12 protein-coding genes are annotated in these 14,619 nt (G+C 62.8%); 7 read left to right on the plus strand and 5 right to left on the minus strand.

Going from position 1 to position 14,619, the window contains the following annotated elements:
- Positions 1–84: 84 nt before the first annotated feature.
- Positions 85–1,446 carry an ABC transporter substrate-binding protein gene (locus QFZ40_RS02680; protein ID WP_306902707.1) on the plus strand — a complete coding sequence of 454 codons (1,362 nt, stop codon included), beginning with the start codon at positions 85–87 and terminating at the stop codon, positions 1,444–1,446.
- Positions 1,447–1,705: 259 nt separating this feature from the next.
- Here the strand turns inward: QFZ40_RS02680 and QFZ40_RS02685 are convergent, their stop codons facing one another.
- The 4 genes from QFZ40_RS02685 to QFZ40_RS02700 form a co-directional block, all read right to left on the minus strand.
- Positions 1,706–3,538 (minus strand): HNH endonuclease signature motif containing protein, encoded by a 1,833-nt coding sequence (locus QFZ40_RS02685; RefSeq protein ID WP_306902708.1) that lies wholly within the window; start codon positions 3,536–3,538, stop codon positions 1,706–1,708.
- A gap of 294 nt (positions 3,539–3,832) precedes the next feature.
- Positions 3,833–4,267 carry a hypothetical protein gene (locus QFZ40_RS02690; protein ID WP_306902709.1) on the minus strand — a complete coding sequence of 145 codons (435 nt, stop codon included), beginning with the start codon at positions 4,265–4,267 and terminating at the stop codon, positions 3,833–3,835.
- Between the two features lie 46 nt (positions 4,268–4,313).
- Positions 4,314–6,329, minus strand: coding sequence for a beta-galactosidase (locus QFZ40_RS02695; protein WP_306902710.1), 2,016 nt, complete (start codon positions 6,327–6,329; stop codon positions 4,314–4,316).
- 219 nt (positions 6,330–6,548) lie between these two features.
- Positions 6,549–7,775, minus strand: coding sequence for a Gfo/Idh/MocA family protein (locus QFZ40_RS02700; protein WP_306902711.1), 1,227 nt, complete (start codon positions 7,773–7,775; stop codon positions 6,549–6,551).
- A 241-nt stretch (positions 7,776–8,016) separates the two neighbouring features.
- On the opposite strand from QFZ40_RS02700, the gene QFZ40_RS02705 reads away from it, so the two are divergent.
- From QFZ40_RS02705 to QFZ40_RS02730, 6 genes are all read left to right on the plus strand, one after another.
- A complete protein-coding gene (locus QFZ40_RS02705) occupies positions 8,017–8,865 on the plus strand; it encodes a YesL family protein (RefSeq protein WP_306902712.1) in 849 nt (282 codons plus the stop codon).
- Positions 8,866–9,020: 155 nt separating this feature from the next.
- Positions 9,021–10,550 carry an extracellular solute-binding protein gene (locus QFZ40_RS02710; RefSeq protein WP_306902713.1) on the plus strand — a complete coding sequence of 510 codons (1,530 nt, stop codon included), beginning with the start codon at positions 9,021–9,023 and terminating at the stop codon, positions 10,548–10,550.
- 88 nt (positions 10,551–10,638) lie between these two features.
- Positions 10,639–11,670 (plus strand): ABC transporter permease, encoded by a 1,032-nt coding sequence (locus QFZ40_RS02715; protein ID WP_306902714.1) that lies wholly within the window; start codon positions 10,639–10,641, stop codon positions 11,668–11,670.
- Positions 11,670–12,542 carry a carbohydrate ABC transporter permease gene (locus QFZ40_RS02720; protein WP_306902715.1) on the plus strand — a complete coding sequence of 291 codons (873 nt, stop codon included), beginning with the start codon at positions 11,670–11,672 and terminating at the stop codon, positions 12,540–12,542. The genes QFZ40_RS02715 and QFZ40_RS02720 overlap by 1 nt, the downstream gene beginning before the upstream one ends.
- Positions 12,543–12,594: 52 nt before the next feature.
- Positions 12,595–13,344 carry a rhamnogalacturonan acetylesterase gene (locus QFZ40_RS02725; protein WP_306902716.1) on the plus strand — a complete coding sequence of 250 codons (750 nt, stop codon included), beginning with the start codon at positions 12,595–12,597 and terminating at the stop codon, positions 13,342–13,344.
- Positions 13,345–13,370: 26 nt separating this feature from the next.
- The gene (locus QFZ40_RS02730; protein ID WP_306902717.1) at positions 13,371–14,015 is read left to right on the plus strand and encodes a DUF1961 family protein; all 645 of its coding nucleotides are present in this window, start codon (positions 13,371–13,373) and stop codon (positions 14,013–14,015) included.
- A gap of 5 nt (positions 14,016–14,020) precedes the next feature.
- On the opposite strand, the gene QFZ40_RS02735 is transcribed toward QFZ40_RS02730, so the two are convergent.
- Positions 14,021–14,584 (minus strand): hypothetical protein, encoded by a 564-nt coding sequence (locus tag QFZ40_RS02735; RefSeq protein ID WP_306902718.1) that lies wholly within the window; start codon positions 14,582–14,584, stop codon positions 14,021–14,023.
- Between the last annotated feature and the right edge of the window lie 35 nt (positions 14,585–14,619).

Genomic DNA, 14,619 nt, shown 5'->3' on the forward strand with positions numbered 1-14,619 from the left:
TCCACACTTGTAGTATCAGATCTTAAGAAAACGGTTCCTCATTCTTTCCCCAGCAAACAAGATCAAAGAAGATCGGAGTTCCCAGTGCCGCTTTTTCCCCACTCTGACCCTGCAGCCAAGAAACATTCTGCAGAGACCCCATCCAACGGCGCAAAGCGCCGCCTACGCAAGACGGGCGTCGTTGCCGCCGCAGCCGCCGTCGTCCTGGCCCTGAGTGCCTGCGGAGGGGGAGCCGCTCCGCAGAGCGCAGACGGTAAAGTCGAGCTCCGCTTCTCATGGTGGGGCGGCGATAAGCGGGCCCAGCTGACGCAGGCCGCGATTGCCGCATTCGAGGCCGAGAACCCGAACATCAAGATCAAGCCGGAATTCGGCGACTGGAGCGGATACTGGGACAAGCTCGCCACCCAAATGGCAGCCAACGACGCCCCGGACATCATCCAGATGGACGAGAAATACATCACCGAGTACTCCAGCAGAGGGGCCCTGCTGGATCTCTCCAAGTACGACATCGATACCTCCAAGCTTGATGAAGCCGCCCTGAACGCAGGCAAAGGACCCAAGGGCCTGACTGGCATCGCGGCCGGCATCAACGCCGCGACCATCCTTGCCAACCCTGCTGTCTTCAAGGCCGCGGGGGTTGCACTTCCTGATGACAAGACCTGGACATGGGAAGACTTCGGGCGTATTGCCGCGGAAGTTACGGCCAAATCGCCGAAGGGCACGTATGGTGCAGCGGCCTATGGGACAGACGAAGCCTCACTGGGCGTCTGGCTCCGGCAGAACGGCAAATCCCTGTACACCTCGGACGGAAAGCTGGGCTTCGAGCCTGGTGACATCGCCGAGTGGTGGGCGTTCCTGAAGGAACTCAGCGAGAAAAAGGCCGTCCCTTCGGCATCCGAGGTGGTGGAGGCCGAGGCTGCACCGCTGGACCAAAGCGGCCTGGCCACGGGCAAGAACGGGATGGCCTTCTGGTGGTCCAACCAGGAGCCCGCGCTGGAGAAGGCAGCGGGCAGCGAACTGCAGATCCTGCGTTTCCCGTCCAAAACCGGGAAGTCCGCAGACGCACAGCTCTGGTACAAGGCTTCCCAGTTCTGGTCGGCATCCTCACGGACCAAGCACCCTAAGGAAACAGCCAAGTTCATTAACTTCCTGACCAACAACACCAAAGCAGGCGAAGCTCTGCTGGCCGACCGCGGGGTTTACCCCAACTCTGATGTCCGGGCAGCCATAGCATCCAAGCTGACGCCCGCCGACACCAAGGTCGTCAAGTTCATTGACCAGATCAAGGACGAGCTCGGTGAGGCTCCGGCTCCGCCGCCAAAGGGCGCAGGCGCTATCCAGGAAATCGTCAAGCGGTACACGTCCGAGGTCCTCTTCAACAGGCTGTCCACCGATGATGCCGGCAAGAAGGCAGTCGACGAAATGAAGTCGGCCATCAGCAGCTAAGTTTCACACCGCCAACAGGGCCCTCGATTGACCCTGCGAACGTCTCGTTTATTTGGGGGGACGTCCGACGGCGGGTGGCGGCTTCCGTCCCGACTGGAACCTTTTGGTTCCAGCCGGGACGGAGTTGTTTAAGGGCGTTTCAGCTGTCCAGCATTCACACTCTTGCCGCTAATCCGGGCCGTTTTGGTTTCGCCCGAATGACTTGTACTTACCCATACGGGCTCCGACTCGGAGGGCGGGGGCATATTCGCCGCCCGCGTTATTCGTGGGGTGGTGGTGGGGGTTTGAAGTAGTGGTTTTGTTGGGGTTTTTGGGTGGGGTCGATGTGGGGTGGTGGGATGAACCAGGGGATGCCGGTTTGGATTTGGATGGTCCATTGTTCTTTGTGGATGAGGTGGTGGTGGTGTGGGCAGAGGAGGGTGCCGTTGTCGGTGTTGGTGGGTCCTTGGTGGGACCAGTAGGTGATGTGGTGGGCTTCGCACCAGGGGGCGGGGATGGTGCATTGGGGGAAGGTGCAGCCTTGGTCGCGGGCGGTGAGGGCGAGGCGTTGGGTGGGTGTGAAGAGGCGGGTGGCGCGGCCGAGGTCCAGGATTTCGCTGTGGGTGCCCAGGAGTGCGGGGATGATGTCGGCGTCGCAGGCGGTTTTGCGCAGGGTGGTGGCGGCGATGGGTCCGGTGAAGGTGAAGTTCCCGGTGCCTGTACCCGCACCCGTATCTGGGCCTGTGCGTGTGTCCGTACCCCTGCCTGGCGGGGTGTGGTTGGGGTGGGGGAGGAGGTCTTGGTAGTTGATGGTGGCGAGGATTTGGGGGCGGTTGCCGCCGGTGGTGGGCAGGGTGTTGGTGGTGAGTGCGGCTTTGATGGCGGTGATGATGCCGTCGAGTTGTTTCTGGGATCTGGTCCGCTGGTCCAGGTCGGGTCCGGCTTCCTGCCAGTCGTGTGCGGGGCTTGTGTTGCCGTCTGTGCCTGTGCCTGTGCCTGTGGTGGTTGGTTCTGTGTGGGTGCGGGGGTTGGTGGCGGTGTTCATGACGGTGAGGAGGTGTTCGTATTGGTCGGTGGTGGCGAAGATTTCGAGGTGGTGGAGGCCGTGGCGGGGTTTGCGGATGAAGGCGCCTTGGGTGTGGTGGAGGGCTTCTTCGGTGGGTTCGGTGCCGTCGGCGTCGATGGTGTCGGCCCAGCGGCGGGCGACGCGGGTGAGGAAGTCGGGGTCGGCGGTCGCGGCGGTGCGGGTGAGGTGTTCTTCGATCCGGGTGAGGGTTTCGGTGGTGGTGTGGTGTTGGAGGCGGTCCAGGGTGGTGCTGATGATGGTCCCGGCCCGGGAGGACACTGCAGGGGCGGTGGCTTCGATCATGAGGTTGGGGTGATCTGCGCTGCTGTCGGAGAGCCAGTGACCCGTGGGGGTGAGTGCTGGGGCGAGGTGTTCCAGGGCTGGGGGTGTGGTGTTTCCGGTGAGGGTGGTTGCGGGCAGGGTCTGTTGGGCCAGTCGTAGGCGCCGTCGGGCTTCGGTGATGCCGATCCGGAGCCTGATGCGCAGGAATTCGGCGGTGTTCCTGCATCCGTCATCGGCCGGGGAGTTCGGCACGGGCCTGAGGTTGCTTTCGGTGGCGGGCCAATTAGCGTCGGTCTCGGCGACCGGGCAGGTCCCGCCGTCTCGGCCGGTGGTCCAGCCTGCTGCGCTCCGGCCGGTTTGGTTGGCGGCTGTGTGCGTGTGCGGGGTGCTGGCGGCCGCGATGGCCTGGGTCCGGGTACGGTCGACGGCACCTGCGGCGAGGATCAGGAAGTAGTCAACGGTCCGCGAGAGTTCCTCGACAAGCCCGGCAAAATCAGCAGCCTGGACATAATCGGCCATTGCCAGATCATCAGCTGCGGCGACGGCGGCGGCGTTCACGAGCGCGACCGCCTGTACAAGCGGGACAGCCTCCACCACCGGCACGGCGCGAAGCCGGGCCGGGCGGCTCGCTGCTGAACCGCCGTTGGACGTTTTGGTGCCTGAGCCGCCGCCGGATGCCGAACCATGCTCAAAGCCACCGGAAGCACGCGTCAGCAAAGCGGTAGTACCGCCAAACCCCGCAAGCTGATCCCCCATGGCTTCCATACGATTACTCTGCCAAAAGGGTACGACAATAATGATGGAATTGGCTTGTGCGAGCGGGCTGCGGCTCGGATCCGACTAACGCACTGCGCGGGTTTGTCACGGGAATGGCTGCCCTGACAATCTACGTTTGCGGCTTGCCAGTCGGTTGAAGTCCTCGGGTCAGGCGCGCGAGCGTTTCAGGGATCCTGCGCACGGTCATGCTCTGTTGCAGGAGGTCGAGGTTAGCGCCGTGAGCGCCGAGGTGGGCCAGTAGCGGCTGGTACCGGTCCGGGCGATCGCGGAGGAACTCGGTGGTCAGCCGGAGCTCCAGCCGCACGCAGTCGACGCGGTGCCCCCCCAGTCCACAGTGACGTAGTGCTGCCAGGGGCCGGGTCCTTGGCACTCCCATCCATCCTCCTCGCACGGTACTTCCACCGTGCTGACGCTGAATCCGACGCCGTCCAGGACGTAGCAGGCGAAGTACTGCCAGGCAGATGGGAGCCATTGGGGAGCGGTCGCACACGGCAAGTCCGCCAGCGCCTCGGCGACGGCATCCACGTCCGTGCGCCGGTCGACCAGGATGTCGATATCGCCCAGGGGCAGGTCGAAGCCCTGCAGACTAGCCGCTGCCGTGCCGACGAGTCGGTACCGGAGCCCCGGAGCGACGGTCCTGATCAGGTCAAAGCCGGTGCGAAGCATCGCGTCCAGTTCGTGGCGGTCGCGCGGCGGCCGAGTTTCGATCTCATCCATGGTCGGCAGGATACCCACCGGGTCTGACAGTAATGACCAAAAGGACTCAGTCCTCGGCGATGACGGCCACGCTTCCTGCCTCAACCTTGCCGCTGAACCGCTCACCGGTCAGCAGATCAATCCCTGCGGCGCGCACTGCTGCGGAAGAGCGCGAGTGGTTGATCGCAAACAGGAAACTTCCACCATCGTCCGAACGGCGGCGCATCAGTTCAACGCCCATGTCCGCAGAAGCGAGCGGCTCAACGCCGGATTCTGCAAGCAACCGGTCCACGGTCGCCTCGATACCGAAGGCGTCCGGGAACGTCGCAAGGTACCAGGCAGCGCCCTCGCCAACACTGTTGCGGGTGAGTGACGGCACGCCCTCCAGCGGGAATTCCGTGAACGTCTGGACGGCTTCGGCGCCGGTGAGATGGAGGTCCTCGCTCCATACGGAGGAGACTCCGCCATCGCTCAATTTCAACTGCGAGCCTGGCAGCAGAGGATGGAATTCTTCCACCCGAACTCCCAGAAGGTCACGGAAGGCCCCCGGATATCCGCCCAGCCGGACGTGGTCATTCTCGTCCACAATCCCGCTGAAATAGCTGACCAGTACAGTGGCGCCTGACTGCGCGGCGGCAGCAATGTTGGCAGCATCGGCATCGGAAACAGCGTAAAGCGTGCAGACCAGGACCAGGCCGTAGCCCTCCAGTGAGGAAGAAGGATGGACGATGTCCGTCGGGATGCCCCGAAGGAACAGGGACCGGTGGAACGCCCGCATCAGGTCCAGGTATTTCACATCCCGGCTGGGCTTGGAATCGATTTCACTGGCCCACCACGCCTCGTAGTCGAACACGATGGCCGCCTTGGATTCCACCCGGGATCCCCGCACCGGCGCAAGCTTCTGCAGCGCAGACCCTAGGCCTACGACCTCGCGCCACACCCGTGTATCGCGGCCGCCGTGCGGAACCATTGCCGAGTGGAACTTCTCCGATCCCGCAAAGCTCTGCCGCCATTGGAAAAACATCACTGCATCCGCCCCACGGGCCACATGGGACAAGGAGTTGCGCAGCATCTCGCCTGGCATCTTGGGCAGGTTGCGTGGCTGCCAGTTGACCGCCGACGTCGAATGTTCCATCAGGATCCACGGGTCACCGCCCGCAATTCCCCGGGTAAGGTCCGCGCTGAACGCCAGTTCGATGTGCCGCTCGGCGTCCGCAGCCAGCAGGTAATGGTCATTGGCGATCACGTCCAGGTCGCCGGCCCAATCGAAGTAGTCCATGGATTTGGCGCCGCTCGACGCCATCAGATTGGTGGTGGCCGGAATCCCCGGCGTGACCTGACGCAATATCGCCACGAGCTCACGGTAATAGTCCATCAATGCCCACGAGCTGAACCGCTGGAAGTCAAGCTGCTGGCTAGGGTTCAGGGTGTAGGGGGCAACACGGGGTGGCACGATCTCGGTAAAAGAGCCGTAGTTCTGCGACCAGAAGGCGGTGCCCCAGGCCGCGTTAAGCGCCTCGATGCTGCCATACCGGCGCTCCAGCCAGAGGCGGAAGGCGGCAGCGTCTTCCTCGCCGTAGAACTCGGAGACGTGGCAGCCCAACTCGTTGTCCACATGCCAAAGCGCCAGCGCCGGGTGATCCTTGTACCTCTCCGCGATGAACCTCGTGATGCCGGTTGCGTACCAGCGGTAAACGGCCGACGACGGCGTGTAGTGCCGCCGGGAGCCCGGCCCCAGCGCCGTCCCATCGGCAGAGACCGGCAGGATCTCCGGGTGCTTGCGCACCAGCCATGCCGGAGGAGCCGCGGTGGCCGTCGCCAGGGCAACCTTGATGCCGGCTGCGGCAAGATTGTCCAGCACCTCGTCGAGCCAGCCGAACTCGTACTGTCCCTCGACCGGTTCCAGGAGGGCCCAGGAGAAAATACCCACGCTAAGCAGGGTGACGCCGGCTTCCTTCATGAGTTCCAGGTCCTCGCGCCGGACGTGCTGCGGCCATTGCTCGGGGTTGTAGTCGCCGCCATAAGCGATGCCTTCGACGTTGCCCCAGACGGAAGCCGGGCGCGATGGTTCCTGCAAAGTCATGGGACTCCTTGGTCTACTGGTGAATTACGAACCTACCTGAAACTGTACGTCTGGAAAACGCTTGCCCAGATCGTGGATAGCCATATTCATTGGCAGTAACAGGCAGCCGGGACAGTGAGACGCCGGTCTGCCGACAGGTGCCCCGTCAGGGTGCTGTCCGCTGCCCGGCTGAAGCCTTCCCGGCTGAAACGTTCGGGGCGGAAGCCGGCGGAGGCGAAGCTAGCGGGGTTGAAGCGGTCGGGTTGATGCGGCCCAGGGGAGGCCTAGTTCGCTGAACGTGGCATGTTTCCGGGTGGCTCGATCCAGCGCGTCTTCGATCCCGACGACGACGGCATGTGCAGCGTCGCCGTCGCCCTCCCATCGGATGTAGGCAGGGTCGATCGGGGCCGGAAGCGGTGCCGTACGGACGGCCTCAAGGACACGCATGAATGCCCCGCTATCCAGGAGCGGACTGATGAGCCTGGCACCATTGTTCCGGTGCGCGATCAGGTTTTCCGTCAGGTCGTCCCGGCCGTAGGCCTGCTCGGTCTGGCCGGCCGCGGTGTTGATGGTGAGGCGGTCCTCGGTGTAGTGGAAGACGGCCGTGCCTTCCGAGCCTTGGAGCGTGACGTAGGGTTCCACAGATTCGGCAGCACAGATGGTCAGGGCGCACGTCACAGGAATGCCGGAAGCGGTCCGGATCCGGATTACGGAGGTGTCGTCAGATTCAATGTCGTTGGCGCGGTACAGGTCCGTTTCAACGCTGGCAATGTCGCCCAGGGTGCGCGCTCCGGCAATCCGGAGGGCGGTTGCCACCGCATGGGCCAGGGGGTTGGTGGCAACCCCGTCGACGACGTCGATGCTGCCAATGCTTCGCTTCCCGGCCCAGCGGGAGCGTTTGAAATATGCGCGGTCCCGTACCCAGCGGCCGGTTGCAGAAATGCCCTGAAGAGTACCGATGGTTCCGTCGGCAATGACCTCCTCGATGGCCGCCAATGTGTGGGAACCCAGGCTTTGAAAGCCGATCTGCACACTGCGGCCGGAGGCGTCGGCGGCCGCGGCCAGCTTGTTGAAGTCCGCGAGCGACGCAACCGGAGGCTTCTCCAGATAGAGATCTGCGCCCGCGGCGAGGGCAGCGAGGGCGAGCGGTGCGTGGGTCTGGATGGGAGTTGCCACGATAATGATGCCCAGGTCCTTGGTTTCCGCCAGGAGTTCGTCGAGCCCCGGAAAAACTGCGGCGGTTCCCGGGACGGCACCGGGGGCCGGTGGCTGGGGATCGGCCACGGCGACCAGTTCGACGACGCCGGCCTTCTGGAGTCGTTCAAGGTTGCTCAGGTGGTGGGTGCCAAAGCCGTGGACACCGACGAGGGCTACTCGAGTTGCTGCCTGCGTCGCTGCGGCCGGGAAGGCGGCAGGGATGGCATTGAGGGGTAGCGAATCGGCGGCGCTGCCGGACGGGGTGCGCATTGTTCTCCATTTCTGCCCCAGGAGGCTTGTACGTCTAATGTGGCATCTGCTTAATGCACGCCTGCTTAATACACGCGGGCGTTCATGGCCGGAATGGTTGCTCATGAAACTGTCCCCGGCATGAGGGCCGGGGAGGCTCCCAGACTGTGCCCAGACACAACATCCAGCAAGCGCTTTCCAAGATCCAGTCTGAACCATGCCCAGTTCCCAAGTCCAGTCGTGTAACGATTCAAGTTCCCGCTTGACCTGCAGGCTTTTCGGGGTCTACATTTTCGAGAAACCGATTACCAACGTGACGTGGACCACCATGGCCTCCGTTCCGGCAATGAAGAAGAACCGAAAGGAGCACGCCATGATGGCTGGAACATTCAGTGCGCGTTCCTACTCATTCTTCGACACCCTGTTCTGGATCGCGTGCCTCAATTTGCTGTGGATAGCGTCCACGCTGCTGGGGCTTGTGATCCTGGGGGTAGGTCCGGCGACTGCGGCAGCGCAGATTCTGGTCCGCCGGAGGGTGCGGGGTGATGCTGCACCTTTACTTCGCGCCTTCGTGGCTGAATATATGAGGAACTTAGTCCCGGCCAATCTGCTGGCCCTGCCCGTACTGGTGGTGGCCGTGGCCCTGGCCTTGAACTGGAATTATTTCGGCGGCGCAGCGGACCTCCTGTCGCAGCTGATCGCAGCAGGAACCGTCGTCGGGGCTATCTTCCTGGCCGCCGTTGTCTGCTATCTGTTTCCAATGTATGCGCGCTACGAATTGCCGCCGGGGCGGCACCTGATGATGAGTTCGCGATTCGCCGTCAGGCATCTCGCTGGCACCGTGATTCTGCTGTTCGTCTCGGCAGCAAGTATTTACGCAAGCCGGGCCCTGCCTGGTCTCATACCTTTTTTCAGCATCGGTGCCTGGCTCTTCGTGACCGGCTGGCTCTGCGACCGCTTCTTTACCGCGAACGATGAATCAGTGGCCGCCTTGGCGGCGCTGCAGGAAAACCTTACGGACGACGGCGGGCATATCCACGTTTCCAGCCGTTCAGCCATGAAGTCGCCGACCTCCAAGGCCGTGGTCCATCGTGGAGCATCCGTGACCTGATCCCCCTGTGGGGAAAGTCCCCGGCCGCCCCCAACAGTTAAGTGAAACGTATCAACAAAGAACCCGCGGCGGATCAATCCGACCGTACTGCGAGCCGAAGCGGCGGACCACACGCAGCAAACCTACAAACCCCAACGAAGTGGAAAAGGAACAACATGATCCCCAGAAAACTCAGCCTGGCCGCCGCCGTCGCGACCGCTGCGGCACTGACTCTGACTGCCTGCGGCGGGGGTGAACCGCCGGCCGCCGACTCTAAAACGGTGACCATGATGGCCCCGTACCTTGGAGCACAGCCGCCCAACACGAGCGGCGCCGTACAGAAGAAGCTTGAGGAACTGACGGGCAAGACGGTGAACATCACGTGGGCGCCCAACGCTTCCTACGAGGACAAGACCAACATCACCCTGGCCTCATCCGAGATCCCCCAGGTCATGGTCGTTCAAAGCAAGTCACCGGGGTTCGTGAAGAATGCCGAAGCCGGTGCCTTCTGGGACCTGACGGACAAGCTCAAGGACTACCCCAACCTCAACACCACGCTTCCGGATGTGCAGAAGAACGCCAGCGTCAACGGCAAGGTCTACGGTGTTTTCCGCGGCCGGGCACCCATGCGTACCGCCGTCATGTTCCGCCAGGACTGGCTGGACAAGCTGGGTCTGAAGGCGCCGCAAACCGTTGAGGACCTCTACACGGTGGCAAAGGCCTTCACCCAGCAGGACCCGGACGGCAACGGTGTGAACGACACCTATGGCATTACCATCCCCAAGTGGGGCGCCCTGGGAACAAACAGCCCCTACGACGTCATCGAAGAGTGGTTCGGCGCCGGGAACCGGTGGACTGAACGGGACGGCAAGCTGGTCCCCAGTTTCGAAACAGATGAGTTCTTGGAGGCCGATCGGTTCATCAAGAAGATGATTGACGAGAAGCTCATCAACCCTGACTTCGCCACGTTCGACAGCACCAAGTGGAATGAGCCGTTCTTCAACGGCAAGAGCGGCGCCATCATCGAAGTCGACTCCCGGGTGAGCGCCTTGATCAGCCTGTTCAAGCAGGCGAACCCCAATGACTTCCAGAACAAGGTGGGCTTTGTGGGCAACCTCAAGGGCCCGGACGGAAAGCTCCACGCCCATCCCACCGACGGTTACTCCGGCTTCCTGGCCATCCCGAAGACCAGCGTGCGCACCGAGGCCGAGCTGAAGAACGTCCTGTCCTTCCTGGACAAGATGAACTCCAAAGACGTCAGTATCCTCCTGAACAACGGCATCGAGAACGTCAACTTCACCGTGGTGGACGGCAAAGCCGCACCCGTCACGCCGGAAACGGCCGAAAGCAAGGCCGTCGCCGAAGACATCAAGAGCTACTCCCAGCTCGGCACCAACGTCAGGAACAACGAGTTCTACCCTGTGAAGCAGGCGTCGGACTACGAACAGAAGGTCTTCGACAAGCGCACCGACGTCATGGCGCAGGACCTCAAGAGTGCGGTCTACAACCCGGCCGCGGCCTTCGTTTCCCCCACCTACGTCGCAAAGGGCGCGCAGTTGGACAACATCGTGGCGGACGCCCGGATCAAATACCTGGCCGGCCAAATCGATGAGCAGGGGCTGAAGGACGCCATCAAGCTGTGGGACACCAGCGGCGGGGACAAGGTCACGGAAGAAATTAACAAGCTCTGGAAAGAGAACAAGTAGCAGCTTCCCGTCGCCGTCGGCCGTCCACTGCACCTACCGCAGTAGCCGGCCGGCGGCGGACCATCACCACTGTAGAAAGGAGGCCTGAATGTCGCAGCTGACAGATGCCCTGACCTCGAAGACCGCTACCGGCAACGGTGCCGGAGCGGAGCCCGGAACGGGCAAGCACGGCAGAAGTCCCGGTAAGAAGCCGGGGAAGGCGCCGAAGATTCCACAGGGCAGGTTCTCAGTCCATTTCGCCCATTACAAATGGCTGTACCTCCTGCTCCTGCCCGGCGTGATCTATTTCGCGGTCTTCCGCTACGCCCCCATGTACGGCGTCAGCATTGCGTTCAAGGACTACGTACCGTTCCTGGGCGTTAACGGCAGCCAGTGGGTGGGCTTCCAACATTTCGAGGACTTTTTCAGCAATCCCGATTTCCCCCGGCTGCTGGGCAACACGCTGATCCTGGCTGCCCTGAGCCTCCTGGTGGCCTTTCCGCTGACCATCATCCTCGCGCTCCTGTTGAACGAGGTCCGGCTCAGTATCCTCAAACGGACTGTGCAGACCCTCGTTTACATTCCGCACTTCCTGTCCTGGACTATCGTGGCGTCCTTGAGCTTCCTGCTGTTCGCGCTGGATATCGGACCGCTCTTCCAGTTCATCAATGGATTGCTGGGAACCCATATCGACATCCTTTCCGGCCCGAACTGGTTCCGGCCACTCATTGTGCTCCAGGACATCTGGAAGAACACCGGCTGGGGGACCATCATCTTCCTGGCGGCCCTTTCCACGGTGGACCAGGACCAGTATGAGGCCGCCATCATCGACGGCGCCGGCCGGTTCCGCCGGGTCTGGCACATCACGCTGCCCGGGATCCGGAGCACCATTATTGTGATGCTGATCCTGGCCATCGGGCAGATGCTGAACACCGGCTTCGAACAGATCTACCTGATGACCAACGCCCTTAACCGCAGCGTGGCCGACGTCTTCGACACCTACGTGTACTTCGTAGGCATCACCCAGGGCGCCTACAGCTACAGCACCGCCGTCGGACTTTTCAAGTCCGTGGTGGGGATCGTGCTGATCTTCGGCACCAACTGGCTGGCCAAGCGATTCAACCAGAGCGGACTGTTCTAATGAAGATTCATAACACCCGGGGCGGCCGGATCTTCGATGCCGCCAACTACGTCTTCCTGGCACTGATCGGCATCATCACGCTGCTCCCGTTCGTCTATGTGTTCGCGGGTTCCTTCGCCAGCGAAGCCGAAATCACCCGCCGGGCATTTTTCGTCTGGCCCGAGCAGTTCAGCCTGGCATCCTACGAATACATCTTCTCCACGCAGGCCTTCATCCGTGCCCTGGTCACCACAGTCCTGGTCACCGCGGTAGGCACACTGATCCAGCTGATCCTCACAGTGACCATGGCCTACCCGCTGGCCAAGCGGAACCTGCGGGGCCGCCAGCTGATCCTGAGCCTGGTGGTGTTTGCGATGGTCTTCTCCGGCGGAATGATCCCCACCTTCCTGGTGGTCAAGGACCTGGGCCTGCTCAACACCTACTGGGCGCTCATCCTGCCCGCTGCCATCAACCCTTTTAGCCTGATCATCATCAAGAACTTCTTCCAGGAACTGCCGGCGGAGCTGGAGGAATCCGCCAAGATGGACGGCGCCACGGAAGTCGGAATCCTGTGGCGGATCCTGCTGCCGCTGTCCAAGCCGGTGCTGGCGACGTTCGCGCTGTTCTACGCGGTGGGCATCTGGAACGACTTCATGTCACCGCTGCTGTATCTCAGTGACAATTCCAAATGGACCCTGCAGATGTACCTGCGCCAGGTCACGGCCGCCAGTGATCTCCTGGGTACGGGGAACGTGGACCCGGCCTACGTCCCGCCGGAACAGGGCATCAAGTTCGCCGTCATCGTGGTGGCAACCCTGCCCATCCTGATCTTCTACCCGTTCCTCCAGAAGCACTTTGCCAAGGGCATGCTGATCGGCTCTGTCAAGGGCTAAGCCGGTCGAGCGGGTCCGCCTGTCATCGAAATCCAGCAACAGAAAGCACAGCATGAAAATACTGCTCGCCGGCGATTCCACGGTGGCCAACTGCCCCACCCACGAATATCCCATGAGCGGCTGGGGTGCCCATTTGCCCCGGCACGTGTACTCCTGGGCTGCCGTGCATAACTTCGCCAAGGGCGGAGCCAGTACCGAATCCTTCCGGACAGAAAGGCTCTGGGACCAGCTCCTGCACGCTGCGGAAGAAGGCGACCTGGTGCTGATGCAGTTCGGGCACAACGACCAGAAGAACCTCCACCTTGCCGCAAGGACCGGGTATGCCGCGAACCTGCGGACGATGGTTGCAGAAGTCCAGGCTCTCGGCGCCGTTCCGGTGCTTTGCACCCCAGTGGAGCGGCGGCACTTCCAGGACCCTCCGCGTCCGGCTGCGCCAGCCGTCCTGGAGGAATCCCTCGAAGACTACCCTGAGGTGGTCCGCGAAATCGCGCTTGAGCTGCAGCTGTCCCTCATCGACCTCAACAGCTGGACCCGCGCCCTGTACGTCCGGCTCGGGCCTGAAGAGTCAAAGTCACTCTTCTGCCACTTCGCACCGGGAGAGCACGCCTACTGGCCTGCCGGGCTGGCTGACAACACCCATTTCTCACAGCGGGGCGCCGGGCTGGTCGCCGCGTACGTGGCAGGGCAGTTGACAGTTCTCCGCTTCGGTCAGGACCAGGGCGAGGCCACGTCATCCGAAGGCCCCGGACGGGCCGGAACTGACCCGGCGTCACTGATAACGACGACGGCGGGACCGGCCTAGTGGGGACGGCCAGGGTTAAGGGGGAGGTGCTGTACAGCAACCCGCTGGCCGGCCCCGACGACGTCGCTGACTGGGTAGCGGAGGGGCCGCTTAAGCTGGCAGGCGGCCGGGGTGCTTTGCAGCTCTCCGGGTTCCTGGATGATGAAGAGTTCGGCGACCACGCGCACTGGACCTTCTGGTGCCCCGTGGAGTTTCCGGATGGCGTCCGGATCAGCTGGGAGTTCCTGCCGCTGGCGGAGCCGGGACTGGCGATGGTTTTCTTTTCGGCCTCAGGTCACGGCGGACTGGACCTCTTCTCGCCCCGGCTCGCGCCGCGAACCGGCCACTATCCTCAGTACCACTCAGGGGACCTCGACGCCCTACACATCTCCTATTTCCGGCACAAGCACGCGGAAGAACGGGCCTTCCGGACGTGCAACCTGCGCAAGAGCGCTGGCTTTGAGCTCGTGGCCCAAGCAGCCGATCCTTTGCCGCCGGCCGGGGATGCGCTGGATTTCTACCGGATGGAACTGGTCAAGGACGGCCCGCTGGTGGAGTTCTCCATCAACGGGTTGCCTGTACTCGCCTGGACGGATCCGGGAGGCCAGGTGCTGGGCGGAGGGTACTTCGGGTTCCGGCAGATGGCCCCGCTGCGGGCCGGATACAGGAATCTTGTTGTCGCGAGACTCTAGGGGTTTCATCTCCGGATGCCGAGGGTGGCGATGAGGTCCTCGTGCACCTCGAACCATATGCGGTGGAACGAGTCCCGGTCTGTAGCTGTGTACCAGCCAGGGTCTGTGGCTGCATTGGCTACTGCCTGCTCAAGGCGTTTCGTGTATCCGCTGAACCTCGGTAACACCGCCGTCAGGCGGGCTTTCAGAGCGCGGAGGGCGGTCAGGGCCCGGGTGAAGGTGAGTTGTGTTTCCTCGTCGATCCCGTCGTTTTGCTGACGCCGGCCGGAGATCCACTGGAGTTGCAGCTTGCTGCAGGCAGCTACGACGTCGTTGTTCACCGGTGAAAATTCCGCCTGCACGGCGGTGACCGGCTGGTGGGCGCCAGCAGCGTTCAGCTCTTCAGCCAGGAGCCGTTCGTTTTCCGCCCTGCCGGCGACAGTCAGGGACCAGCCCCCGCTTCCGGCGAATGAGGCCCGCGTTGCCCACCCGTTGCAACCTGCATCAATCAGGAGCCCTTCGACGCCGAGGGGATCCTGGCCGAACCGTTCCGCGACCGGCTCGGTGTCCGCGAAGCCGAGCAGCCTCATGGCGTGGAGTGTGAGCAGCAGAGATGGCTGCCGGG

The organism is Arthrobacter pascens (genome assembly GCF_030816475.1).
Taxonomy (GTDB): domain Bacteria; phylum Actinomycetota; class Actinomycetes; order Actinomycetales; family Micrococcaceae; genus Arthrobacter; species Arthrobacter pascens_B.